26 protein-coding genes are annotated in these 25,268 nt (G+C 58.0%); 1 reads left to right on the plus strand and 25 read right to left on the minus strand.

The window, feature by feature from the left end:
• Positions 1-81 precede the first annotated feature (81 nt).
• From ACO5R6_RS03585 to ACO5R6_RS03650, 14 genes are all read right to left on the minus strand, one after another.
• Positions 82-750, minus strand: a complete 669-nt coding sequence (locus tag ACO5R6_RS03585) for a V-type ATP synthase subunit D (RefSeq protein WP_485625821.1) — start codon at positions 748-750, stop codon at positions 82-84.
• A 17-nt stretch (positions 751-767) separates the two neighbouring features.
• Complete coding sequence (locus ACO5R6_RS03590; RefSeq protein WP_485625822.1) at positions 768-2,138, minus strand: V-type ATP synthase subunit B; 1,371 nt, start codon at positions 2,136-2,138, stop codon at positions 768-770.
• A 3-nt stretch (positions 2,139-2,141) separates the two neighbouring features.
• Entirely contained in the window at positions 2,142-3,911 is a 1,770-nt protein-coding gene (locus tag ACO5R6_RS03595) for a V-type ATP synthase subunit A (protein ID WP_485625823.1), read from the minus strand.
• A 21-nt stretch (positions 3,912-3,932) separates the two neighbouring features.
• Positions 3,933-4,253, minus strand: a complete 321-nt coding sequence (locus tag ACO5R6_RS03600) for a V-type ATP synthase subunit F (protein ID WP_485625824.1) — start codon at positions 4,251-4,253, stop codon at positions 3,933-3,935.
• Positions 4,246-5,214: a V-type ATPase subunit gene (locus ACO5R6_RS03605; protein WP_485625825.1), complete on the minus strand. Its 969-nt coding sequence runs from the start codon at positions 5,212-5,214 to the stop codon at positions 4,246-4,248. The genes ACO5R6_RS03600 and ACO5R6_RS03605 overlap by 8 nt, the downstream gene beginning before the upstream one ends.
• A gap of 6 nt (positions 5,215-5,220) precedes the next feature.
• Positions 5,221-5,814, minus strand: a complete 594-nt coding sequence (locus ACO5R6_RS03610; RefSeq protein ID WP_485625826.1) for a hypothetical protein — start codon at positions 5,812-5,814, stop codon at positions 5,221-5,223.
• A gap of 40 nt (positions 5,815-5,854) precedes the next feature.
• Positions 5,855-6,322 (minus strand): V-type ATP synthase subunit K, encoded by a 468-nt coding sequence (locus ACO5R6_RS03615; protein WP_485625827.1) that lies wholly within the window; start codon positions 6,320-6,322, stop codon positions 5,855-5,857.
• A gap of 1 nt (position 6,323) precedes the next feature.
• Positions 6,324-8,345 carry a V-type ATP synthase subunit I gene (locus ACO5R6_RS03620; protein WP_485625828.1) on the minus strand — a complete coding sequence of 674 codons (2,022 nt, stop codon included), beginning with the start codon at positions 8,343-8,345 and terminating at the stop codon, positions 6,324-6,326.
• Between the two features lie 12 nt (positions 8,346-8,357).
• Positions 8,358-8,654 (minus strand): hypothetical protein, encoded by a 297-nt coding sequence (locus ACO5R6_RS03625; protein ID WP_485625829.1) that lies wholly within the window; start codon positions 8,652-8,654, stop codon positions 8,358-8,360.
• Between the two features lie 89 nt (positions 8,655-8,743).
• Positions 8,744-10,093, minus strand: coding sequence for a sensor histidine kinase (locus tag ACO5R6_RS03630; RefSeq protein ID WP_485625830.1), 1,350 nt, complete (start codon positions 10,091-10,093; stop codon positions 8,744-8,746).
• Entirely contained in the window at positions 10,090-10,746 is a 657-nt protein-coding gene (locus ACO5R6_RS03635; RefSeq protein ID WP_485625831.1) for a response regulator transcription factor, read from the minus strand. The genes ACO5R6_RS03630 and ACO5R6_RS03635 overlap by 4 nt, the downstream gene beginning before the upstream one ends.
• 167 nt (positions 10,747-10,913) lie before the next feature.
• Positions 10,914-12,290, minus strand: coding sequence for an ABC transporter permease (locus tag ACO5R6_RS03640; protein WP_485625832.1), 1,377 nt, complete (start codon positions 12,288-12,290; stop codon positions 10,914-10,916).
• A gap of 10 nt (positions 12,291-12,300) precedes the next feature.
• Positions 12,301-12,942, minus strand: coding sequence for an ABC transporter ATP-binding protein (locus ACO5R6_RS03645; protein ID WP_485625833.1), 642 nt, complete (start codon positions 12,940-12,942; stop codon positions 12,301-12,303).
• 9 nt (positions 12,943-12,951) lie between these two features.
• Positions 12,952-14,256: an ABC transporter permease gene (locus tag ACO5R6_RS03650; protein ID WP_485625834.1), complete on the minus strand. Its 1,305-nt coding sequence runs from the start codon at positions 14,254-14,256 to the stop codon at positions 12,952-12,954.
• A gap of 265 nt (positions 14,257-14,521) precedes the next feature.
• On the opposite strand from ACO5R6_RS03650, the gene ACO5R6_RS03655 reads away from it, so the two are divergent.
• Entirely contained in the window at positions 14,522-14,941 is a 420-nt protein-coding gene (locus ACO5R6_RS03655) for a DUF3592 domain-containing protein (RefSeq protein ID WP_485625835.1), read from the plus strand.
• Positions 14,942-14,954: 13 nt separating this feature from the next.
• Here ACO5R6_RS03655 and ftsH read toward each other — a convergent pair whose 3' ends face one another.
• From ftsH to ACO5R6_RS03710, 11 genes are all read right to left on the minus strand, one after another.
• On the minus strand, positions 14,955-16,823 hold the full coding sequence (gene ftsH / locus ACO5R6_RS03660; protein ID WP_485625836.1) for an ATP-dependent zinc metalloprotease FtsH: 1,869 nt from the start codon (positions 16,821-16,823) through the stop codon (positions 14,955-14,957).
• An 88-nt stretch (positions 16,824-16,911) separates the two neighbouring features.
• The gene (hpt, locus tag ACO5R6_RS03665) at positions 16,912-17,439 is read right to left on the minus strand and encodes a hypoxanthine phosphoribosyltransferase (protein ID WP_485625837.1); all 528 of its coding nucleotides are present in this window, start codon (positions 17,437-17,439) and stop codon (positions 16,912-16,914) included.
• Positions 17,396-18,904, minus strand: coding sequence for a tRNA lysidine(34) synthetase TilS (gene tilS, locus ACO5R6_RS03670; protein ID WP_485625838.1), 1,509 nt, complete (start codon positions 18,902-18,904; stop codon positions 17,396-17,398). The genes hpt and tilS overlap by 44 nt, the downstream gene beginning before the upstream one ends.
• Before the next feature lie 89 nt (positions 18,905-18,993).
• Positions 18,994-19,320 carry an FtsB family cell division protein gene (locus ACO5R6_RS03675; RefSeq protein WP_485625839.1) on the minus strand — a complete coding sequence of 109 codons (327 nt, stop codon included), beginning with the start codon at positions 19,318-19,320 and terminating at the stop codon, positions 18,994-18,996.
• Between the two features lie 95 nt (positions 19,321-19,415).
• A complete protein-coding gene (locus tag ACO5R6_RS03680; RefSeq protein WP_485625876.1) occupies positions 19,416-19,655 on the minus strand; it encodes an RNA-binding S4 domain-containing protein in 240 nt (79 codons plus the stop codon).
• A gap of 147 nt (positions 19,656-19,802) precedes the next feature.
• Positions 19,803-20,078 carry an HU family DNA-binding protein gene (locus ACO5R6_RS03685; protein ID WP_485625840.1) on the minus strand — a complete coding sequence of 92 codons (276 nt, stop codon included), beginning with the start codon at positions 20,076-20,078 and terminating at the stop codon, positions 19,803-19,805.
• A gap of 109 nt (positions 20,079-20,187) precedes the next feature.
• Positions 20,188-21,537, minus strand: a complete 1,350-nt coding sequence (locus ACO5R6_RS03690) for a CCA tRNA nucleotidyltransferase (protein ID WP_485625841.1) — start codon at positions 21,535-21,537, stop codon at positions 20,188-20,190.
• Between the two features lie 17 nt (positions 21,538-21,554).
• The gene (gene proS, locus ACO5R6_RS03695; RefSeq protein WP_485625842.1) at positions 21,555-22,994 is read right to left on the minus strand and encodes a proline--tRNA ligase; all 1,440 of its coding nucleotides are present in this window, start codon (positions 22,992-22,994) and stop codon (positions 21,555-21,557) included.
• Positions 22,995-23,106: 112 nt separating this feature from the next.
• Positions 23,107-23,817, minus strand: a complete 711-nt coding sequence (locus ACO5R6_RS03700) for a histidine phosphatase family protein (RefSeq protein ID WP_485625843.1) — start codon at positions 23,815-23,817, stop codon at positions 23,107-23,109.
• A complete protein-coding gene (locus ACO5R6_RS03705; RefSeq protein WP_485625844.1) occupies positions 23,814-24,569 on the minus strand; it encodes an RluA family pseudouridine synthase in 756 nt (251 codons plus the stop codon). Before ACO5R6_RS03705 ends, ACO5R6_RS03700 begins: the two co-directional genes overlap by 4 nt.
• The gene (locus ACO5R6_RS03710; protein ID WP_485625845.1) at positions 24,547-25,263 is read right to left on the minus strand and encodes a metallophosphoesterase family protein; all 717 of its coding nucleotides are present in this window, start codon (positions 25,261-25,263) and stop codon (positions 24,547-24,549) included. Before ACO5R6_RS03710 ends, ACO5R6_RS03705 begins: the two co-directional genes overlap by 23 nt.
• Between the last annotated feature and the right edge of the window lie 5 nt (positions 25,264-25,268).

Genomic DNA, 25,268 nt, shown 5'->3' on the forward strand with positions numbered 1-25,268 from the left:
CAATGACCATCCGATCAATGGGAGTCCTCTCCTCTGCTGTGACTTTCTCACAGCGATCTGTATTCTATCGCCTCAGGGCGATCAGGAAGCTCTCTCCTTCCTCTTTGCCTCCCTGGCCTGTTTTAAGACCATGTCCTTAACCTTCATCAGCCGAACCTGCGTAGACCGCTCATTCTCATCCAGTTTCATGGAAATCATCCGAATATTTTCCCGGGCCTCCGGGATGATGACATGCTCCAGCGCATTGACCCTCCGCCTGGTCCGCTCGATCTCTGCCGCCATCAGCTGGCAGGCCTTCTCCCTCTCCGCCAGGCGAAGCATGTCCTCCGTCAGGTCCGCCAGTTCTCTGACTGCCGAATCCAATTCCCCGGAGGTAAAGGCGAAGCCATAAGAGTAGATGTCATTGGGATCACTGGTGCGCATGTCGATTTCATACTGCGGAATATCGACAGACATGATATTGCGCCTGGAACTTTTTAAGAAGATCTCCTGCTTGGGCGCCATCAGGGCCTCCTTCAGAAGCTCCTCCGACATCCCCGCTCTGGCCAGAACCAATCCGGCGTTGGCCCTCTTGATTCCCGCCTCGACTTTCAGGCGCAGGTCCATATTCTGGCGAACCTGGTCCAGGAACTCCCGCATCAGCTCATCCCGCTTGTCCTTGAGCAGGCGGTGTCCCTTGACCGCAGTCATCAGTTTCTGTTTCTGCCGGGTCAGTTCCATTCGCGTGGGATTTACATTCGTTCCCGCCATGTAGCTGTCCTCCCCTTTTATTTCTCATAATAGCGGTCCAGCATCTCATCGCTGATTCGCTTGAGCTCCGACCTCGGAAGCAGACGCAAGAGATCCCAGCCCAGATCCAGCGTCTCCTCGATGGACCGGTCGGTCTGATAGCCCTGGGAGATATATTGACTCTCAAATTCATCCGCAAATCTGGCATAGAGGAGATCCATCTCTGTCAGAGCGGCCTCTCCCAGGATGACCATGAGTTCCTTGGCGTCCTTGCCTCTGGCATAGGCCGCGAAGAGCTGGTTCATCGTCGCCGCATGGTCCTCTCTGGTCTTGCCGACTCCGATTCCCTTGTCCTTCAGGCGGGACAGGGAGGGCATGACATCTACGGGCGGGGTGATCCCCTTGCGATAGAGGTCGCGGCTCAGGATGATCTGCCCCTCTGTGATATACCCGGTCAGGTCGGGAATGGGATGGGTCTTGTCATCTTCCGGCATGGACAGGATGGGGATCATGGTGATGGAGCCCTTGTGCCCGCGCAGACGGCCTGCCCTCTCATACATGGTCGCCAGGTCCGTGTACATGTATCCGGGATATCCTCTTCGCCCGGGGACCTCCTTGCGGGCCGCGGAGATCTCGCGGAGGGCGTCCGCGTAGTTGGTGATGTCCGTCATGATGACAAGGACGTGCATGTCCTTCTCAAATGCCAGGTACTCCGCGGCGGTCAGGGCCATGCGGGGGGTGGAAATCCGCTCGACCGCGGGATCATTGGCCAGGTTGATGAAAAGCACCGTCCGGTCGATCGCCCCCGTCTGCCGGAAGGACTCCTGGAAGAAGTTGGCCTCCTCGAAGGTGATGCCCATGGCGGCGAAGACGACGGCGAAGGGCTCGTCGGTTCCCCGAACCTTGGCCTGGCGGGCGATCTGAGCCGCCAGCCTGGCATGGGGCAGGCCGGAGGCCGAGAAGATCGGCAGCTTCTGCCCGCGGACCAGGGTGTTCAGGCCATCAATGGATGAGACCCCGGTCTGAATGAACTCGGAGGGGTACTGGCGGGCTGCCGGATTCATGGGCAGGCCGTTGATATCCATCCGCTTCTCGGGAAGGATCTGGGGGCCGTCGTCGATGGTCTGCCCCATGCCGTCGAAGACCCGGCCCAGCATGTCCTCAGACACGCCCAATTCCAGGGATTTGCCCAAGAAGCGGACCTTCGAGTCAGACAGATTGATTCCGTCGGAAGACTCGAAGAGCTGAACCAGCGCATTGCTTCCGTCAATCTCCAGGACCTTGCAGCGGCGGACGCTTCCGTCTGCCAGCTCGATCTCCCCCATCTCATTGTAGGTGACATCCGAGACGCCCTGTACCAACATCAGAGGTCCGGCGACTTCCTGTATCGTGCGATATTCCTTCGCCATAATTTAGCCCTCCTTATTCTGGGTCAGAGCAGCGGCCTCGGTTGTAAGCGCAAGCTGCACAGACTGATACTCAGCCTCGATCCTATCCTCCGCGGTGTACTTGAAACGGCCGATGCGCTCGCGGACCTGCATATTGACGATGTCCTCAATGTTGGCCCCTGCCTTCAGGGCCTTGCTTCCCTCCTCGTAGAAGGCGTATACCAGCTTCATCATGTCATACTGCTTGGGAAGAGAGGTATAGGTGTCAATCTCATCGAAGGAGTTCTGGTGGAGGAAATCCTCCCTGATACTCCTGGCCGCCTCCATCTTCAGCCGGTCCTGGGGAGAGAGGGCGTCCATTCCGACCATCTTTACAATCTCATTGAGTGAGGCCTCCTCGGTCAGAAGAGACATGAGATGCTGGCGGACCTGCATCCAGTCCGCCTTGACGTTCTCATTGAACCAGGGTTCCATGTCATCCAGATAGTTTGAATAGGAATTCAGCCAGTTAATGGCCGGAAAATGTCTCTGGTAGGCCAGGTTGGCGTCCAGTCCCCAGAATACCTTGACAATGCGCAGGGTGGCCTGGGAGACGGGCTCAGAGATATCGCCTCCCGGGGGAGATACGGCGCCGATAGCGGACAGCTGTCCCTCCCGGCCCTCCCGGCCCAGGGAGATCACCCGTCCGGCCCGCTCGTAGAACTGGGCCAGGCGGGAGCCCAGATAGGCGGGATAGCCCTCCTCACCGGGCATTTCCTCCAGGCGGCCGGACATCTCGCGCAGGGCCTCCGCCCAGCGGGACGTGGAATCCGCCATCAGGGCAACCGAATATCCCATGTCGCGGAAGTACTCCGCTATTGTGATTCCGGTGTAGATCGAGGCCTCGCGGGCCGCGACGGGCATATCGGAAGTGTTGGCGATCAGGACCGTTCTCTTCATAAGAGACTCTCCGGTCTTGGGATCAACCAGTTCCGGGAACTCGTTTAGGACATCGGTCATCTCATTGCCGCGCTCGCCGCAGCCGATATAGACGACGATATCCGCCTCCGACCACTTGGCCAGCTGGTGCTGGGTGACGGTCTTTCCGGAGCCGAAGGGACCGGGGATTGCCGCCACGCCGCCCTTTGCGATGGGAAAGAAGGCGTCGATGACACGCTGTCCCGTCACGAGCGGCATGTTGGGAGCCAGCTTCCTGGCATAGGGGCGCTGACGACGGACCGGCCACTTCTGAACCATGGTCACGTCCACATCTCCCCGGTCTGTCTCGATGACCGCCACTACATCCCTGATCGTGTGCGGCCCGCCCTCGATGCGCTTGATTCGGCCGGCCACCCGGTATGGAACCATGATCTTCTGGGTGACAACAGCGGTCTCCTCCACCGTGCCGAGAATATCGCCGGCCTCGACCTCATCTCCCACGGAGACGCCGGGACAGAAGTCCCAGACCTTCTCCTCATCCAGAGCGGCTACCTGCACGCCCCGGTGGAGGAAATCAGAACCGGACATCTCCCGGATCTTATTGAGGGGACGCTGGATCCCATCGTAGATGGACCCGATGAGTCCCGGGCCGAGTTCCACGGACATGGGCATACCGGTGGACTCCACGGGCTCGCCGGGGCCCAGACCCTGAGTCTCCTCATACACCTGAATGGAGGCTTCATCCCCATGCATCTCGATGATCTCCCCGATCAGCTGCTCCTTGCTGACACGAACCACGTCAGACATATTGGCATCGCGCATCCCGGTCGCAATAACCAGGGGGCCCGCCACCTTCTTGATCACTCCAGTGCTCATCGCACGCCTCGCTTTCCTATCTTAATTCTGAGAGAAGAGGATGTCGCTTCCGACCGCCTGCTCAACAGAACACTTAACCGCCGCAACACCGATCCCGGTGTCCCTGCCTCCTCCGGGGATCGGGATGATCGCCGGGCAGATCTGCTCGCGGTATTCTTCCATCAGGTCCTTGAGATTGACGCAGACTGCCTCCGTGACATAAATAATGCCATAGCCGCTCTGCGCCAGCCTGCGCAGGGTCTCCGCGGGATCCCGGCCCGGCTCCGTCGGAAAGAGTTCCATGCCCAGGGCCCCGAAACCGTAGATGCTGTCGTAATCTCCCATGACTGCAATCTTATCCATACATCTCACGCATCCTTCCGCGAATTGCCTCGTCCGAGAAGCCATTGGCCTTGGCTGTCAGGAGAATGCGAACGCTCTTGATCTCATTCTCTTTTGCCAGATAATAGGCCACAAGAGGACCGGCCGAGACGGAATTGGTCTTCTGCGGCCTTAGGGTCTCAATCAGGCGATTGTCGCACCAGCGGTCAAATGCCGAGGCCCCCTCCTCAATGGCGTCTGCCGCCTGACCGTGCCCCTGACCCCTTAAGTATGCCAGGAGCTCCTCACTTCCCCGGCTGGCTGCATCCGCCAGGGCCGAGGCTGAGATGCTGTCGCACTCCGCCAGGCTCTCCTTCAGGAAGGTCAGGCTCTTGCCGGTCTTGGCCGCCCGGCAGGCGATGCGGATGTCCGCCACTGCAACGGTCATGTCCTCATAGGCCCGGATCAGGTCACAGCGGCTCTCTCTCGCCCTCTTCATCATGGCGTCAAGACAGGCACGGTCCACCAGAAGGTCGCATCTCTGGCCGTCCTGCGTCCTCGCCATGGTCTCATAAGCCTCTCCGGCGACCTCCTGCATGTCCTCCGGGAGGGCCCTGTAGTTCTTCTCCCTGAGCAAGTCCAGAAGATCCTCTCTGCCAAAGTCCTCCAGATCATAGTAGGCGCCGGGAACGCAGATCCCGGTGCAGAGCTCCTTGATCCCCGCCTTCAGGTTGTGGAAGTAGGAGGGGTAAGTCAGGAGCCGAAAGAGTTCCTCGTCCAGCTTGAGCTCCCGCATCAGGTCCACCGACTTTGCGGCCTCATCAGCCAGGAGGCGGTCCGGATCCTGCTCGCTCCCCTTGCCCCAGCCCTTATCGATCAGATAGGCCATGACTGCCGGCACATCCTTGAGGCCGATCATAAGCTCCAGGTCGTCATTGCTGAGCAAATGCTTCTCCAACACGCGGATTCTGGCTACCGCAAAGGTATATTCCATATCCCTCATAGACATTTACTCCTGCCACAGGATTCTTGTAACCGCATCCTGCATCTTGTCATAACGCTCTGCGAAAATCGCCTTCAGCGTACAATTCTCATCGATCCCTCCGAAGTCAAGGATGAAGCCATCGGTCACGGACGCATCCGACTCTATGGCAAGCTTGGCTCCGGCTGCCCCCGCCCGGGTCTCAATTGCCTGTCTGACCGCGGCGGGCATGCGGCTTAGGTCTCTCTCCGAGAAGCAGATCCTTCCCTCTCCGGGATGAATATGTGCGTCGAGAAACAGGAGGATCCTCTTCCAGTAAGCATCCGGATCTTCCTCCACAAGACGGCGGTAGGCCTCGTCAATCAGGCCGGTGACCAGTTCCTGCTTCCTGCGCAATCGCTCCTGTCTCCTCAGCATCTCCTGCCGCGACGCCAGGCGAACCTGCCCGGCCTCCCTGATCCTGGCGCAGTCCTCATCTGCGGCCCGGCGGACTGCCTCCACTTCCCCGGCAGTCTCCTCGGCCAATTGGCCGGCATCCGCCCGGGCGCTCTCAAGCAGAGCATCCGCTGTGGCCCGCGCCTCCTGCAAGATTTCAGCTTGAATATGATCTATTCCTGCCATACGCACTCCTGTCTCTGTCTCTTCTATGCTCCGGACCACATCATCCGATGTTGGAAACCGCAAGAATAGAGACCAGAAGGGCCAGGATGGCGTAGGTCTCTACCATGGCGGGGAAGAGCATGGCCTTACCGAACTGGTCCGGCTTCTTGGCCACGATTCCGATAGAGGCAACCGAGGTGCGGCCCTGGTGATAGCCGGATACCAGTCCCACGATAGCGATGGGAAGGCAGGCTGCCAGATACAGAAGACCCGTCCCCGGATCTGTGACAGCGCTTCCTCCCAGGATCCCGATCCTGGTCAGGGTAATGAAGGTGACCAGGAGTCCGTAGATGCCCTGTGTACCCGGCAGAAGCTGCAGGAGAAGGACCTTGGCGAACTGATCCGGATCCTCCGCCACGACGCCGGCGGCCGCCTGTCCGGCCAGTCCTACGCCCCAAGCGGATCCCATGCCCGCCAGAATCGTTGAGAGTACGGCTCCTGTTAATGCAAATACCATTCCTAAACTCATCTTACTTGTCCTCCTTGATTTGAATGTACTTGTAATTGCTGACGAAGGGCCGGAAGGCTCTTCCTCCCCCGTCATAGAACTTACTGAAGAATTCGACATATTGCAGCCGGTTGGTGTGAACGTATGCCCCCAGCAGGTTAATCCCGATATTCAGGCTGTGGCCCAGGATGAAGATGAGGATGAAGAGCACCGCTCCCACAATCCCCCCGCCGAACATGCTCGCCATCAGATTGATGACATTGGCGATGACGCCGGTTGCAAGTCCCAGGGCCAGAAGCCGCGAATAAGAGAGAAGGTCTGACAGCCAACCGGTCACCCCGTAGATGTCATAGGCGCCCAGGGCGATGCGGAGCGCCCAGTTTTTCTTAGACCTCCCGCTCATAAAGAGAATCAACAGGGCTCCGCCCCCCGCCAGGATCTTGGACAGGGTGACAAGCCAGGCCGGGAACTGATAGGCCGTCCCCGCAATCGACCCGTAGAGATCTGTGGGGAGCAGCATCAGGACCAGTCCGGTCAGCATCATAAACCAGGACAGGATATCTGAGACGAAACCAACCGTATCGCGCGCCTTGAGTGTCTCGTAGCCCTTGATTGCAAGGCCCGTATAGAGGTGGATGAGTCCGAAGAGCATACACCAGATCAGTAGCCGCATGGGATCCTTCAGGGGCTCGAACCAGAGCGGTTTTACAATGGCCTCCCCCCGGTATCCGAAGAAGGTGTTCGCTATGGTATCGATGGCGTTGCCGAAGAAGCCGCCGTACATAAAGCCCCAGAAGCTGGTCGACAGACCGCACATGAAGAAGAGCTCCAGCATTCGCTTGATCCCCTCCTCCAGTCGCTTGTGACGGAGAAGAACAATCCCTGTTCCCAGAGATACCAGAATCCCGTATCCCGCATCGGACAGCATCATCCCGAAGAAGACCACATAGAAGAAGGTCATGATTTTCGTCGGGTCAAATCTCCCATGCGTCGGAAGACCGTAGGAGGCCAGAATGGGCTCGACCGGCTTAGCAATCGGCGGATTGTCGAGCACGGTTGGCTCCGACTCTCCCTCGCAGATCTCTTCTCGCTGTACCAGGGCCCCGTAGGTCTCTTCCAGAAGTCCGGCCAGGGGCCCGGCCGCCTCCGCCGTCACCCAGCCCTGGAGGAAGAAGATATGCCGGCTCTGGGGGATCTTGCCCAGGAGTTCATACTTGGCCGCCCTGCTCCGATAGTAGTCTGCGCAGATGCGAAAGTCCCGGCGCGAGTCGCCGTAAGAGGCCATTTTCTTCTGGTTTTCTTCAATCTGCCTCTTCCGATCTGTGATCTTGTCCTCAAGAGCTCTGATCTTGTCCGCAGGAATCCGTCGACAGGCGGTCGCAGGCCTGGCAAAACCCATCTGCCGCATTTTATCTTCCAGGTCTTGACGAACCGACTTTGCGGCGAGCAGGCAGACACAGGTCAGGCCGTTCTCCCTGGCCAGGACCGTCAGATCCACCGGGGCCTCCTCCGGAAGGCCTTCCGTCAGGCCTGCGAGCAGGTCCTCCTCGGTCTGGTCCCCCGGGAAGCTTCCGATGAAGAGGTCCGTCTTCCCGGTCCCCCGCATCCCCATGGGAATGTCCAGAGAACTCCAGGGACGGAGCCCGCTGATGGTCACCCGGTCCTTGAGATTGGCCCCCTCCAGCTCGTGAATTTCCTTCTCCAGATTTACCAGTTTCTGCGCTCTGGCCAGAATTTCAGCCGCCCTCGCACAGTGCGCGTCAAGCTCTCCCCGCGAGATCAAGGCCTTCTCAGCAAAGAGAGAGAGACCGGCCTCCTTCTCCGGCGCGTACTCCTTGAGCAGCTTCAGTCCCGTCTCCAGGGTCTGGGCCGCCCGGTCGAAGTTATTGCGTGCGACCTGGGTATCCATTTTCTTTAGGTCACTGTCCTGAATCTGCTCCTCGCAGAGCTCAATCAGCCCCATGGCCTGGAGCTGCTCCAGAATCTCTTTTCTGTGCTTATTTGAGGCGGCGATGCTGATTTTCTGCATTTTGACAATCGCCATGACACAACCTCCTTACGTCTCTGCCAGACCGATTACAGCGTCAATCGCCGCTTCTTGCTTGTCCTTCGACGGTTCCCGCCAGTCTCCTTCCTCCAGAAGGCCTTGGCTCTTTGCGGCAACCAGCGCATCTGCCGTCCTCCGCGCTTCCTTTCGATCCCGGTCCGCCTCTGCAAGGGCCTCTTCCTTCGCCCTGACCGCGTCATCCTCTGCCTGCCGGCGGATCTGCGCCGCCTGCTGCCTGGCCTGAGCGACGATCTCATCGGCCCTGGCTTCCGCCTCTTTGACCTTAGCGATTGCTTCTTCGATCATCCTCTCACCCCTTTCTCTTCCCCCGCTTCTGCTTCACACCGCGCAAAGGGAAATTTCTTTAAAGCCCACAAGAATCATTATATTCCACATCACAAACGATCCGCAATGGAAACAGGCTCCTCCCGGGCCAGCCGGATCGAGAAGCGAATGCCGGCGCCACTCCTGGCCACCCGGTAGTCGATCCCGTAGTTTGACAGGATGTTTCTCACGATATACAGGCCCAAGCCATTGCTGTTCTCCCTCTTCGGATCGAAATGGGCATCGAAGCGCCGACCGACTTCCTCCCCGGTCGTTCGGTCAAGGGAGTTCTCCACATAGAGCCAGCCCCCGTCCGTCCCGACATGGACCTTGCCGCCCTCGTCCGTATACTTGACCGCGTTGCTGATCAGGTTCGACAGGACCATTTTGAGAGCTCTTCTTCCCATATAGATGGTCTCATCGGCGAGCTCCCGGCTGACTGCAATCTGTCTCTGAGCAGCCAGGATCCGGTACTGGTCGATGACCGGGTCTAAGACATCTCGGATCCGGATCCGCTCCTCGTCGTCCTTGAGTTCTTCCAGGGAGGACAGGGACAGCATCTGGGAGATATTGCGCGTCAGATGATCGACAAGGACCAGACAGTTTCCGATATACTTATCCCGGTCCTTATACTTGCCGATCCGATACTGCATATTCTCCAGGATGATTTTCAGGCTGGCCAGGGGCGTTTTCAGTTCATGCGAGGCCCCTCGGAAGAAGTCATATTTCAGCTTCTCCAGCCGCAGGACCTCCCGGTTCTTTTGCTCCAGATCCTCCATCGAGCTCAGAAGGGTATCATAGAGCTCGTTGATCTGCCCCTTCAGCTGGCCCACTTCATTCGTCGAGTCCACCTTCAGGCTGGCATCCTTGTCCAGTTTCATCATCTGGTCTGTGACATCCTTAATCTCCTGGATGCTGTTTGTGATGGACTTGGCGTAGATCAGGGCGATGACAACCGAGAGGAGGAAGGATAGGAAGAGGGAATAGGGCAGGAATTTCAGGCTCAGATCCTTGGCGTCCCTTTGCATGTCCGCCGTTGAGACAAACTGCACATAGATCTTCTCTCCTGTATTCAGCTGTACCGCCCGCTCTTCAATGACCAGGGAGTTGCTGCTGCTCTTTAAGTCGGCCCCCACTTCCTCCTTGATTCGGACCTCGTCGCTTGTCCCCCCGTCTTTTACAAAAGCCTTGATCTCACTGGTCTTGGAGTAGAAGTCCAGGGACTGCTCCACAAAGCGCAGATCCCTTCCCTGGATATTGCTGGAGATCTCATCAGCCTTGGCGGACACCTCCTGCTTTCTTGTCTCCAGATAGGTCTTGGGGAAGACGAAGAAGATAAGCAGGTGGATTAGAATAATAAGGATGCTCAAGATGGCAAAAGTCTGTAAGAACATCTTGGGGAATATTTTCAGGTTCTTCATCTTCTCTCCAGCTTGTAGCCCACATTTCGAATGGTGACGATGCAGTCTAAGCCAAGCTTCTTTCGCAGCTCCTTGATATAGACGTCAATCACGCGATCATAGGGAATCTCCTCCGTCTCCTTCCAGACCCCGTCCAGGATCTGGGCCCGGGTCAGGGCGCAACCCTCATTCTCCAGCAGGAACTTGAGAATCTCCAGCTCCTTGGCGTTCACATCCACCGGCTTTCCTCCGAGCTTGGCTGAATAGCTGCTGAAATTTACCTCCGTGTCCTTATAGTAAAACCGGTCTGTCAGGCCCAAGTGCCGCTCGATCAGAGAATCGACCCGGGCCTTTAGGACCGGCAGAGAGAAGGGCTTCTCAATATAGCCGTCCGCCAGGCTTGTAAATGCCTCGATCTTATACTCCTCATCGCTGAAGGCCGTCAGAATCAGGACCGGCAGCCTGCTCTCTCTGCGGATTTCCCTCAGTACCTCAAGCCCGTTGATCCACGGGATCTGGATGTCCAGGATCACCAGGTCTGTCTCTCCCTCTCTGAATCTGGCCAGGGCCTCCCGCCCGTCTTTCGCCTCAATCATCTCATAGCCGTATTCCGACAGGTATTCACAGATCCCCTCCCGAATCATGGGATCATCCTCGACAACAAGTACTTTCATGGTCTCTTCCTCTCTGCCCGGACCGCTTGCTCACGCATCAACCCCTATTTTACCGACCGACCGCGGGGATGTCTATGCGCGAAAAGAAGCCGACCGCCGGCTTCTGCGCCGGGGATGCGCAGACGACCTGTGGCGATCGGCTCTTGCTTTTACTTACTTGCCCTCGTTTATTTGGTATCGGTCAGCAGGTCCTTGGGACTCTTCTTCAAGATCGCGAAGGACGAGATCAGAACGGAGACAACCAGAATCAGGGACATAAAGAGGACCACATAGAGGAGGGCCTTAGGTCCTACAATGACGTCCAGGCTGGTCAGGGTCTTGTTGAAGCCATCCACTTCCGCGCCGCCGCCCAGTCCGGTGGAGGCCGACTGCTTGGCGATCTGATCTGCGATATTTCCGGTCACTCTCTGCAGAATACGGTTTCCGAGAGCCTTGCCCGCATAACCGGCCAGGAAGTAAGCCCCAATATAGGCCGGGATTGCGATGAAGACGAGTTCCGCCATAAACTGGCCCAGGATCCTCAGCTTGGAGAAACCAAGTGACAGGAGAACCGCGATCTCCTTCTTCCTGGCATTCATCCAGAGGAGGAGGAGGAGAGATACAACGAGTCCGGCAAAGATCAGGGAACCGGTCAGCAGCTGGTTGGCGATTGCGTACACCCCGGAAATGGACTTCTGCAGGGCCGGATAGTTGGAGGAGCTCTTGATCAGGTTGTAGGACTTCCAGTTGATGTCCAGGGAGCCCAGTTCCTTGATGACCTGGTCCAGATTCTTATTTCCCTTCACGAAGAAGGTTGCATCCTGGTAGCTTGCGGTGTCCTCCGTGTTGCCGTAGACCTTCGCCGCCGTGTCCAGGTCTGTGATCAGGGTGTTCTCGTAAAGCTCCTGCGCCGCACTCACGCCGCCCTTGTTGTGGCCGTCGAATAAGCCCTTGATTTCCACCTCCACGGTCTCATTGGCGCCCTTCTCATTGTCCGCATCATAGAGGTTGGACTTGAGCTTCAGCTTGTCCCCGACCTTGAGATTGTTCTTGGCCGCCAGATCCTTGTGCATCAGGATCTTGTTCTTATCCGTCCCGGTCAGGTGCTGTCCCTCAACCAGCTGATAGGCTCCGGAGACGAACTTGGTCTCCTTGGAGGAGTCGTTGACCCCGGTCAGCATGACGGTCCTCTTGAAGTTCTTCGCCCGCTCCTCGGACTGGTTGGCCAGCGTTTCCTTGGTCTCTATGATGTCATAGCCGTCCAGATCTGCCACGCTGTTGATTCTCTTCACATAGCCGTCGATATTCTTGGACTCGGCGATCTTCTTGATGTCCTGCCCCCTGACATTGCCGCCCCCTCTGGGCGTCCCCTGGTTGACCCGCCGGTTGATCTCCATGGAGAAGCTGTTGGTGATGGTCCCGAAGGTCTCTGCGGACGCCCGGTTTGTGGCCTCCCTGATCGACAGACTGATCAGGCTCAAGACGGACATGGACAGGACTACCAGGAAGATAATGAGGGATTTCAGGCTCTTTCTTGTGACATAGGCAAATGCGTTTCTGATCATTGTCACCCTCCTAGATGTACTTGACCTGCTTGATTTTCTTATTGCTCAATTCCAGGATCGTGTCGGCTGCGCTGGCGACTTCTTTGCTGTGCGTCACCACGATGACGCACTTATTTCTCTCCTTGGCCAGCTTCTTCAAGACCCCTATGATCTCTCCGGCTGTGGTCTCGTCCAGGTTTCCGGTGGGCTCATCCGCCAGAATGATGGGGGCCTCGGAGACCAGGGCCCTTGCGATCGCAACTCTCTGCTGCTGGCCACCGGATAATTTCATGACATTCCGCCGGATCTGGCTCTTGTCGAGCCCAAGCTCCAGCAGGATCTCCTCGGAGGCCTTGCTGTTGACCAGCCGAACATTCTCAAGCGGTGAGAGGTAGTCGATCAGGTTGTAATTCTGGAAGACCAGAGAGATATGATTCTTCCGATGCTTCGTATATCCATCCTTTACGATATCCTCATTCTTGAAGAGGATCTGTCCCCGGTCCGGCCGGTCTAAGCCCGCGAGGAGGGAGAGGAGGGTCGACTTTCCCGCGCCGGATTTTCCGATGATCGCATAGAAATTCCCACATTCAAATCCCTGGTTGACCGATGACAGCACTCTCTCCTTGGAACCGGAATAGCTGTATGTCACATTCTTCATCTCTAAGATATTCACACTGGCCTCCTAACTGATTTTGGATAAAATCTCTTTGGGCGTTTTGGTCAAAATCATTGCAGAAGCAATGATCACCGATACGACGATGACGGCTGTCAATATGCCATAGCTCTGGGCCAGGACAAGCAGCCGGTCCGGGCCTCCTCCAATCGAAAGTCCCGTCATGAGGGAGCCTGTCTGCTCTGCCCCCAGAAGTCCGCCGGCAATCTGCCCGACGGCCAGATTCCCGATGATAAAGGAAATGAGACTTGTCGGAATGGATATCAAGAGCAGTTCCAGGATAAACTGCGTTATGATCTTAACCTTGCTGACTCCGATGGACAGGAGAATCCCGATTTCATAGATTCTCTCTCTCAGCCACAGGATTAGGATCAAGGACAGGACGACGACCCCGCCGGCCATGATGGCGTAGGTCATGATTCCGATCATGTGCCTGACCCCGCTGATGGACGCAAGGGCCTCCTGGAAGGCGCTGGCATTCTTGTCGACGCTGTATTTGGTCCAGTCCACCGGAAGCTCCCGGACCTTCCTTGCAGCCTCCTCCATTTTCTCCGGATCTGCGCAGGACAGGAACATCTGATTGGCGATCTGCTGGTCTCCTGTGAGCCCAAGCCCCCTCTGACTGGATTCATAATCCGCGAACATCATGTTCTCGCTCAGGTCCGACGAGAGGCCCGTGTACTTCTCCTGTTTCTTCCCGGAGAAGATCCCGACAATCTTATAGCGACGCGCCTCTTCCTTCTGGTCCGCCTTCCTGGGATCAATGTACTCCAGGCAGACCTCATCGTTTAGCTTGAGCTTGTTTTTCCTGGCGAATTCCTCGTGGACAAGCAGGCTGTCCCTATCGTCTTTTTGAATGCCCCTCCCCTCTTTCAGGCTGAAGACCCCACTGCTGAAGAGGACACTCTTGTCTGTAGAGCCTCCGGCCTCGATGGAGACCAGGTTCTTGAACCCGTCCGCAAGATCATCTCGGCTCACCTTCTGTTCTCCCTCGACGGCATCCGCGCCGATGAGCTTGGCCAGGCCCTCATACTTGGGGCTCGCCTCGGAGATCTCCTTGATCCGGCTGACCGAGGCGAATTGACTGATCCCAAAGTATCCGTCCGCGTCCTTCTTGCTGATGGACAGGGATGAATTCGAAGACTTGTACAGGGTCCGCTCCAAATTCTCACTCGCCCGCATAATGTTTAAGCATAGGTACAGGCAGGAGAGAACCAGAGTCAGAATGACGAATACGATCAATGTTCGGTTCTTCTTTCGCAAGACATATGCGATGGCGTTTCTGATCACTGCTAGCCTCAGCTCCTTTCTCATTTGCCCCGGCAGGCAGAAGGTCCTCGCGCTCCCGGCTCTTTTGGCTACAGGCCCATGTTACTGGTCCTATATGAAACGTTTATGAAATGACCCGAAAAAATAAAAAACGGACGAAGAAGAGGGAATCCCCTTCTTCACCCGTCTCATATCGGATCCGGTCCGGTTCAATCTGGTGCAGTTCAATCCGGTCCGGTGCGATTCGATCTGATCCGTCCCCTTTCTTCTGTGTTACACTTATCTGTAGTTCAGAGAAAGGAGCCACATTATGAAAAACGTTGCAAAGGCAATCTGGATCGGGCTTGTAATCCTATGTATCCTGCTTGCGGCAGCCGGCGTCGTCATCTCCGTCCGAAAGCTCAGCCCCTACTACTCCTATCCCAAGACCGAGGCCACCATCCTAAAGGTGGAGAACTACCAGGTGCGAAGCGAGGGCTCTGAGACAAGATACAAGAGCCAGATCCAGCTGGAATACACGGTGAACGGACAGAAGATCCAGAGCTGGGCCCACTTCAACCGGGACACCACCCTCTCAGAGGGAACGACCATCACCATTGCCTATGACCCGGACAATCCAAGCAGATGCTACGCCAAAAACGGCGGTCTCAACCCGACCACCCTGGCCGCCCTGGTCATCGTCCTCATCTGTATCGGTGGGATGTTCAGGAAGGCCCTGCGGCGCCGCTGATTCTTCGGATTCTCTACATCTCCTCGACTGCCACGCCGGTCTCCTCCGGCTGCTGGTAGGACTCCGAAAAGAGTTGCTCGAATTCATCCCGGTGAATCTTCTCCTGCTTTAAGAGCAGGTCCGCGCACCGGTGAAGAACATCCATATTGGCTGTCAGAATCTCCTTGGCCCGGTCATAGGCCGAGGAGATAATTTTGTGCACTTCCGCATCGATGTCCGCCTGGGTCGACTCCGCGTAGGTCTTGGCATGGGCCAGGTCCCTGCCGATGAAGACCTCCTCATCGTCATCGCCATAGGCGATGGGACCGATCTTGTCTGAGAAGCCGTACTTGGTCACCATCTCCCTGGCCGCCCGGGTCGCCTGCTTGATATCGGCGGAGGCCCCGGTTGTCACATCGTCAAAGATCAGTTCCTCTGCAACACGGCCTCCGAAGGAGACGACGATGTCCTGGAACATCTTCCCCCGGGTGGCGAACATGTCATTCTTCTCCGGAAGGGGCATTGTATAGCCGGCCGCGGAAGCTCCCGTGGGAATAATGGAGACGGAATAGACCGGGCCGACATCCGGCAGCACATGAAAGAGAATGGCGTGTCCGGACTCATGATACGCCGTGATCCTCTTCTCCCGGTCGGAAATAATCCGGCTCTTCTTCTCCGTCCCGATCCCGACCTTGACGAAGGAGGCACGGACATCGTCCATCTTGACATAGGCCCGGCCTTCTCTGGCTGCGGAAATGGCAGACTCATTCATCAGGTTCTCCAAGTCTGCACCGGTAAAGCCGACCGTCGTCCTCGCCACTGTCACAAGGTCGACATCCTCTGCCAGAGGCTTGTTTCTGGTGTGGACGCGGAGGATCTCCTCCCGCCCCTTCACATCCGGCCGCCCCACGAAGACAGACCGGTCAAAGCGCCCCGGCCGCATAATGGCAGGGTCCAGGATATCCACCCGGTTGGTGGCCGCCATGACAATGATCCCCTCATTGACCCCGAAGCCATCCATCTCAACAAGCAGCTGGTTCAGGGTCTGCTCTCTCTCATCATGGCCGCCGCCAAGACCTGCTCCCCGCCGTCTCGCGACAGCGTCAATCTCATCGATGAAGACGATGCAGGGGGCATTCTTCTTGGCTTGGGCGAAGAGGTCTCTGACACGAGAAGCCCCGACACCGACGAACATCTCAACGAAGTCCGATCCGGAGATGGAGAAGAAGGGCACGCCTGCCTCTCCAGCCACTGCCTTGGCAAGCAGGGTCTTTCCGGTCCCCGGAGGCCCTACCAGGATCACACCCTTGGGGATGCGGGCTCCCACCCGGGTAAACTTGCCCGGATCTGACAGGAAGTCCACCAGTTCTCTCAAATTCTCCTTCTCCTCCTGGAGACCGGCCACATCTGAGAAGGTCAGCTTGGTGTCCCCCTCCCCGGCCTTCCTGGCCCGGCTCTTGCCGAAGTCCATCATCGAGTTATTGACCCCGTTCTGGGCCCGGTTCTGGGCATTCATTATGAAGAGGAAGAAGACGATCACGATGACGCCCACAACGATTGCCGGAGCAATAGCGATGATCCACTGGTTGCTCTCCACATCCTTGAGGGCATAGTTGTCAAAATGCGCCTCCTTCAGCCGGTTCTCCAGGGCTCGCACGTCCGTGGTCGCCAGCTTGTAGATCTGCCCGTCGGTCAGCTCGACATCCGCGCTTCCCGTCGGAACCTGGGCGTTCTGATGAAGCACCACCGTCTTGACCTGGCCCGCATGAAGGGCTGTCTGGAACTGGCTCTCGCTCATGGTCTTATGAAGTCCGGGGGCGTTGAAATACCAAATTGCCACCAGAATAAACAGGATCAGGAAATAGATCAGTATCCCCCGCCTTGGTCTGAACTCGTCTCTCAAAATAAGTCCTCCCTTATTGCTCCCTCTTTAATATCCAAGAAGCGACCGGGCGCCCGCTGGGGTCAGGCCCGGTCGCTTCGCAGCAGACTTAACCGTCCAGTTCAACCACCCCGATGTAGGGGAGGTTGCGGTACTTCTGATCATAGTCGAGGCCATAGCCGACCACGAAATCATCGGGAATGACAAAACCGGTGTAATCGACGTCCACCTGTACCTCGCGCCGGTCAGGCTTGTCCAGCAGGCAGCAGGTATGTACGCTCGCCGCCCCCTTGTCCTTGAACCAATCGAGCAGGAAGCGGAAGGTATTGCCGGAATCAATGATGTCCTCCACGATCAGGACATCTCTTCCCGCAGGATCTAAGTCCAGGCCTCTTTTTATGACGACATTTCCCGAGCTGACCGTGCCGGCGCCGTAACTGGAGGTGGACATAAAGTCGATGACAACCGGGACTTTGATGCGCTTGGCAAGCTCACAGGCGAAGAAAGACGCTCCCTTTAAGATGCAGACCAGAAATATTTCTCTGCCGTCAAAGTCCCTGCTGATCTGAGCGCCCAGCTCTCTGATCCTCTTGTCAAGTTCTTCCTCCGTAAGCATCACTCTGATCTTCTCGCTCATCTTCCATTCTCCTAATCTCTAAGATTCTCCTCGTGCCCGCCGCTACCCGATAGGCCTGACTCTGTCTGTAGCCGATCAGCCAGACGACCTCTGCCCCGTCCGCAAGAAGAGGGCAGGAATCTCTTAGTCCCGCCGGGATCTTCTGATCGATCATAAACCGCTTCAGGCTCTTCCTGTGACCGGCCGCGTCAATGCAAATGCGGTCGCCGGCCTGTCTGAGGCGGATTCTCAGAGTAGATCTGATTTTATCATAATCAAATGTCTTCGTATAGGGCACGGGCTCCCGAACCTCCGTCTCAGCCGTCTCCCGCAGGCGGTAGCGGTAGCGGTCCCTTCCAAGGGCAATCACTCCGCCATCGCCCGGACTGAGGTCTCCCGGGATAAAATCTCCCCCGCCCTCAGAGGGGTCTCCCCCCTCCTCACCCATGGGGGTGCGGCTTTCCGCATCCTCCTTCTTGAAAAACTGCAGGCTCTCATAGCCTCGGACGACAAGCAGGTCATGTGGCAGGTCCAGCTGCTTTCCCACCTGTGCCCGCAGGAGGGCGAGAAGGGCCTGCATATGCTCATAGCCCAGGTCCTTCTTTCTGCCGGCCGCCCTCTGCAGGGCCAGGCGGAGGACTTCCTTCTGCAGAAAGAGGTCCTCTTCCCCCAGGGCCAGGGAGAGGCTTATTGCTGCCGGCCGGGGAAGCAGCCGCTCCGATCCTCCCCCCTGCCCGTCAGCGGACAAGAGGTACTTGGAGAGTGCTCCCTCCGCCTCTTGCCGGATATGGGCCGATGCCTCTCTTGCAATCTCAGCCGTCCTCAGGATGTGCTCCAGGGCCCGCCGGTTCTCCTCCAGGAGATGGGGGAGGACCCGATGGCGTATCCGGTTCCTGCTGTAGACATCCTCCTCGTTGGTCCGGTCTCTCCGCCAATCCTGTCCCAGCTGACCGAGCCAGGCCTCGATCTCTGCTCTCGGCGTGGCGAGAAGGGGGCGGATGATATTCCCCCGCTTGGCCGGCATCCCCGCCAACCCATCCAGTCCGCTCCCCCGGGCCAGGTGAAAGAGCAGGGTCTCGGCCTGGTCATTGGCATTATGGGCCAGGGCTATTTTCGCCCCGCCCAGGCGGTCCGCCTCCTCTTCCAGGGCCCGGTAGCGAAGAATCCGGGCTGCCTCCTCCTCAGACCGCCCCTCTGCCTGCGCCAGAGCCCGAACGTCCACCGATACCATCCTGCATTCCAGCTGGTACTTGCCGCACAGGCTCCTGACCCAGGCAGCGTCCTCCAGGCTCTCCCTGCCCCGCAGCCCGTGCTCAACATGCAGGGCCTCAAGCTCAAGCCCATGCTTCCGACTCCAGATCAGGGCCAGACGCATGAGGGCGACGGAATCCGCCCCTCCGGAGACTGCCAGGAGGAGACGGTCTCCGGGAGCCAGCATGGCTTCTCCTGCCGCATAAGCCCAGACCCTCTCTTCGAAATTCTCCACTGCCGTCTTCCTCCTCCTGTGCCGTCTTCATTTTCCATCTGATCTGCTACAAGAAAGGACCCGACAATGTCCTGCCGAGTCCCCATTTCCTATTTCTTCTCGCGGAAAATAATCTCATTGGGATGAACCATGCCCAGCTTGCTCTGGGCCTCATGCTCCGCATAGGCATCCGTCATCGTGTAATTGACCTCATCCTCGAGCTCCTTAGCGAGCTCCTCCTGCTGCTTCAGCTCCTTCTGATAGACCGCGGCCTTCTCCCTGTAGAGCTTCTGCTTCTGGTAGAGCCGGGTCAGCTGCACAAGCATAGCGGCGGCGAAGACGACCGTCACCAGGGTGAAGACCGCGCGCCGCCGTCTGGTCTCCCTTCTCGCCTCCGGCTTTGTTCCCTTCTTCCTCGGCCTGCTCTCTTCATTCATACAACAATTCCCCGCTCTGACTTTCCTGCCGGACAGCCCCGATGGAGCGATCCTGAATTAGGTTCATGATAGACGCGCCGGTCCTATTTTGCAAGTTACAGATATTCAAAGAGGTCCTTGGCCTCCTCCTTCTTGCTTGTGTCCTGAATGTCCAAGACGCGGACCTTAACGGTCCGGTTGCCAAAGGCGATCTCGATGGTATCGCCCGCCGCGACCCGACCGGAGGCCTTGGCCACCCTGCCGTTCACAAGCACTCTTCCGGCATCGCAGGCCTCATTGGCCACCGTTCTGCGCTTGATCAACCTTGAAACCTTAAGAAACTTGTCCAGCCGCATCGCTCTGCTCCTTCTCCGTCTGTGCCGGTCTCCCGCCGGTCCGCACCCGTGCGCCATCGCCCGGGGCCGGCCTCCTTGATTCTCACACGAAAGAAGAGGCCATGAAATAGTTTTCACAGCCTCTTTCCAAATCGCTTGATTCTGAAATTACTTGTTCACAGCATCCTTAAGAGCCTTGCCGGCCTTGAACTTAGGAGCCTTGGAAGCAGCAATCTTCATGGTCTTGCCGGTCTGGGGATTGCGTCCGGTTCTGGCGGATCTCTTGGTAACCTCGAAGGTCCCGAAGCCTACCAGCTGAATCTTCTCGCCCTTCTTGAGGCTCTTAGATACAACATCGGTGAAAGCCTTCAGAGCTGCCTCTGCGTCCTTCTTGGACAGATCGGCCTGCTCAGCGATTGCTGCAACTAACTCAGTCTTGTTCATTTTTTTCCTCCTACTATATTAATAACGTCGATTCCACTTGGGTTCTCCCCCGAATCGTATAAACCCTTTATAATGGATTTCATTTTCCTTGTCAAGAAAAAGCCCTGTTTTACAGGCCTTTCTGCAAATTCGCGAAAATTTCTCCGCTTCGTCTTCGCAAATAGTCCGGCCGGTTGCGGTCCGGATCCTCAAGCACCTCCAGAAGAAGGGCCCTGAGAATCTCTCCCACAAGCCGTCCCTGGGGCACCCCCATAGCCAGAAGGTCTCTCCCGCTGATCATCAGATCCCCTACCGCAAGGGCGTCCTTCCTCGCCAAGATCTCCTCTCGGAGACGGGCAAAGTCGTCAATCTGCGCCAGCTTTTCTCTGCGGCCGTAATCGCTCTGTGCCAGCATATCCGCCCGCTTCAGTTCGAAGAGCCCGGGGAAGGCCTTGTCGCCGACCCGGACCATGGCCCGGCGGACAGACCGTAGGTTCGCTTCGGGCCGCTCATCATGGGCTCGGACCAGCTGCACCACCCGGTCAATCGTCTCCTTGTCAAAGCGCAGGCGCTCCAGAATCTGCCCGGCCATCCGGGCTCCCTCTGCGGGATGACCCTTGAAGTGGTCCACCCCCTGCGCATCCGTCGTCCTGCAGACGGGCTTTGCGATGTCATGGAGGAGGGCGGCCAGGCGAAGGATGCGGTCATTGGACACCTTCTGCATAACCAGCAGACTGTGCCGTCCCACATCGGTGAAATGGTGGGGGGTGTTCTGGGGCGTCCTCATGCAGGCGTCGAACTCCGGCAGGAAGACGGCCGTAAGCCCCAGCTCATAGGCCAGCTCCAGATACTCCGGATGGTCGGAGCAAATCGTCTTGACCAGTTCCACCTGAATGCGCTCTGCGGAGACCCTGGCCAGGCTTGGAGCCAGGTCCCGGATCGCATCCGCCGTATCCTTATCCAGCTGAAAGCCCAGCTGGGCCGCAAAGCGGACCGCCCGGAGCATGCGGAGGGCATCCTCCCGGAAGCGCTGGTGAGGGTCTCCCACACAGCGGACCAGGCCCCGCCTCAAGTCCTTGATCCCGCCAAAGAGGTCCACCAGCCCCCGCTTGGGATGATAGGCCATGGCGTTAATGGTGAAGTCCCTCCGCTTCAAGTCCTCGGCAAGGCTTGGGGTAAAGAGGACCTCTCTTGGATGGCGGCCGTCCAGATATTCTCCGTCGACCCGGTAGGTTGTGATCTCATAGCCGACGTGGTCCCGCATGACCGTCACGGTTCCGTGCCGGATCCCCGTGTCAATGGTATGGGGGAAGAGGGCCTTGACCTCCTCGGGCCTTGCCGCGCTGGTGATATCCCAGTCAGCGGGCGTCCGTCCCAGAACCGAATCTCTGACGCAGCCTCCGACGGTATAGGCCTCGTAGCCCGCCTCCTCCAAAGTATGAAGGATCTGCCGGACCGAAGCCGGCAGATCCAATTTCATCTCGTATCCACTCATCATCAATATGCCTTGCCCCAGTAGACCAGCTTGTGCGCAGGCTTGCCGCAGCAGACGCATTTGCCGTCAATAGCCTCTTCGCCAAAGGGCATGCAGCGGCTGGTCGCCGTGGTATCTTCCTTGATTTTGTCCTCGCAGGCCGCATCGCCGCACCACATGGCGCGGACAAATCCCGGCTTGTTCTCGATCGCGTCTGTGAACTCCTCGTAGCTGTGCGCATCTGAAATATGGCTGTCCAGGAAGCTCTTGGCCCGGTCGAACATGTCGCTCTGCTCCCGGGCCAGGATCCGCCCCGCCGCCTCGACCAGCCGGTCCATGGGGACGAATTCCTTCTCCCGGTTGTCGCGTCGCACCATGACAAGCTGGTTCTTCTCGATGTCCTTGGGGCCAACCTCAATGCGCAGGGGGATTCCCCTCATCTCCGCCTCGGCGAACTTCCAGCCCGGCGTCTTATCACTGTCATCGATCTTGACGGAGAATCCGGCCTCCTTCAACCGGTCTCTCAGCTCATTGGCCTTGGCAAGAACCCCTTCCTTCTGCTGCATCACAGGCACGATCACGATCTGTGTGGGGGCAATACGGGGGGGAAGAACCAGGCCGGAATCGTCGCCGTGCACCATGATGATGGCTCCGATCAGGCGGGTGGACACGCCCCAGGAAGTCTGGTGGACATACTGCAGCTGATTCTTCTGGTCGGTGTACTGGATTCCGTACGCTCTGGCGAAGCCGTCTCCGAAATTGTGGGAGGTCCCTGACTGCAGGGCCTTGCCGTCGTGCATGAGGGTCTCGATGGTATAGGTGGCCTCTGCCCCGGCGAATTTCTCCTTGTCGGTCTTGCGCCCCTTGACCACGGGAATTGCCAGATAGGTCTCACAGAATTCCGCATAGAGGTTCAGCATCCGGATGGTTCTCTCCTCCGCCTCCTCTGCCGTCGCGTGGGCCGTATGCCCCTCCTGCCAGAGGAACTCGGAGGACCTGAGGAAGGGACGGGTCGTCTTCTCCCAGCGGACGACGGAGCACCACTGGTTGTAGACCTTGGGCAGGTCCCGGTAAGACTGAACAATGGTCGCATAGAGGTCGCAGAAGAGGGTCTCGGAGGTGGGGCGAATGGCCAGCCGCTCCTGCAGGTCCTGGGTCCCTCCCTTGGTCACCCAGGCGACCTCGGGGGCAAATCCCTCCACATGGTCGGCCTCCTTATCCAGGAGGCTCTCCGGGATCAACAGGGGCATGTAGACATTCTCAACCCCGGTCTCCTTGAACATGGCGTCCATATTCTTCTGGATATTCTCCCAGATGGCATAGCCGAGCGGCTTATAGATCATAAATCCCTTGAGCGAGGAGTACTGCATCAGCTCCGCCTTCTTCACCACATCGGTGTACCACTGGGCAAAATCCTCGCTCCTGGGTGTGATCTCCTCGACAAACTTCTTATCCTTAGCCATAGTATTCTCCTCACAAGCCCCTCTCTCAGGGGCATTCACTGCATCATTCTAGGAAATGGTCCACGGTCTGTCAATCGGGTTCCTCCCGGACGCGCTCTTCTCGGACGCGCTCTCACTCCGCCTCCTTGGCATTGAGATAGTGCCCGTGTCCGAACCCCTGGAAGACCGGCCGAAAAGAATCCTCATAGGCGCTCCCCGGCTTCCCGTCTGCCGGCCGCTTGCGGTCAGAGAGAAAGACCCTAAAGACCGCGCAGTTGTTGACATCAATCTTCCAGAAGTCCCCCCGGGATACATGACCCACATAGGCCAGAAGAGCGTGCAGAGCAGCCCCGTGGGAGACGACGAAGATGGTCGGATCCTCTGACCGGCCCCCGGACTCCTGCCCATGGGCTCGGTCCCCGACCACATACTGGCTCCGCAGGTCCTCCACGAAATCCGCAATGCGGGAGAAAAGGGCCTCGAAGCTCTCGGCTCCCTCCGGAGGTTCATAGTCGACGACCGTGCGGAAGAAGGACTCGTAGAAGCCCTCGGAGAGCTCCTCATTCGGCTTTCCCTCCGCCTTGCCAAAGCACATCTCGATGATCCGATCGTCCGGCTCCTGGCGGTCTCTGGCCTTGCCGGAAATCAGCTCCGCCGTCTCCCTGGCCCGGTCTAAGGGGCTTACGATGATCCGGTCCGGGACGATGTTCTCCTTCTTGAGAAAGTCCGCCGCGGCTATGGCCTGCCGCCTCCCCTTGTCGTTAAGCCTGGTATCTGTCCTGCCCTGCATCCGGTGCAGGACGTTCATATCGGTCTGTCCATGGCGGATAATATATAGCTTCATAGGTCCCACTCCCCATTTCCTTCTGCCTCGATTGCGCCGGCAAAGCTCCCGAAGGCCGCGCCCCTGGGCTTGATCTGCCAGGTCAGCCGCTCTCCCCCTTCCGGATGACGCAGGGCCAGGCGGTAGGCGCAGAGGGCCAGGGGCTGTCCATTTCCTTCTGCCCCGTATTTGCTGTCCCCCAGGATGGGGCTCCCAAGCCCCGAGAGCTGCAGGCGGATCTGATGCCGTCTCCCGGTCAGGAGGCGGATCTTGACCAGGGCCAGCTGCCGTCCTCTCTCATCCTTCTTCACATCCAGGACCTCATACCAGAGGCGTGCCCTCCTGGCCCCCTTGCTTTTCTCCGCCACAAGGCGGGCGACCTGTCCTCTTGATGGGGGCAGCATATACTCCTCCAGGAGGATCCTCCTTCCGTCTGTGAGCTGGCTTAGCTTCGTTCCCTTGCGCCGACAGGCAGGCCCCTCCGGCAGGCCCTGGGTCACCGCCAGATAGTATTTCTCTATCTGCCCCAGGGCCTGGTCCCCTTCCAGTCTCCCCGCCGCAAGAGGGGTCTTGGCTACCGGCACAAGGCCCTCCACCGGCTGGTCCAGCCGGCTGATCAGGCCAATGTAGCAGGCCTCCCCCCTGCTCTTTCGATAGTTCTTAAGCTCCGAGACCAGGTCCGCTTGGGTCAGGGAGGCCGTCTGAACGGCCAGCCCCGCCGGTTTATAGCAGACCAGGAGGTCCTTATCCTCATATAGAATGTCTGTTTGCATCAGTTCTCTTCCTCGAATCCCGGTCCCAATCCGGATGGAGCAGGCGGTCCATATCGGCCGTTTCCCGGTCCAGGGCCGCCCTCCGGTTTGCGTCAATCGCGATCCAGTCGGACAGGCTCTTGGGCTCATAGTCGCTGAACATACAGAAGGTATTGATCATCTGGCAGGGCAGCCTTCGAACCGGTCCCGTCCTCCCTCTGACCTCCATCTGCCGGGTCTTTTGGATGAAATAATGGACCAGCCGCTCATCCCGGCTGTCATGCACATGTCCGTAGAGCATGTAGACATTGGAGGACCCGTCCCCGGCCATATGGTACTGGCCATTATAGCAGAAGATGGGGTAGTGAGAGAGGATGACGTGCCTCCCGTCATCGCGGATCTCCCGATAGGGGGCCGCCCAGACGAAGCGGGATGCGTGGTCTTGGTCCAGTTTCCGGAACCAGCGGTCGTGGTTCCCGATGATCAGGTGCAGGCGCCCCCTGAGCCGGTCTAAGATCTCCATCGTCTCAGGGGCCTTGCCGTATGAGAAGTCTCCCAGAATGTAGACCTCATCCCTGGGGCCGACGGCGGAGTTCCACCGGCGGATCATATAGGCGTGCATCTGGTCCAGATCCGAAAAGGGTCTCTGATCCATGGATTCAAGCAGGGACCTGTGGAAGAAGTGACAATCCGATATGTATAATTTCCTGGCCATCTTCC

This window comes from Shuttleworthella sp., from assembly GCF_057251025.1.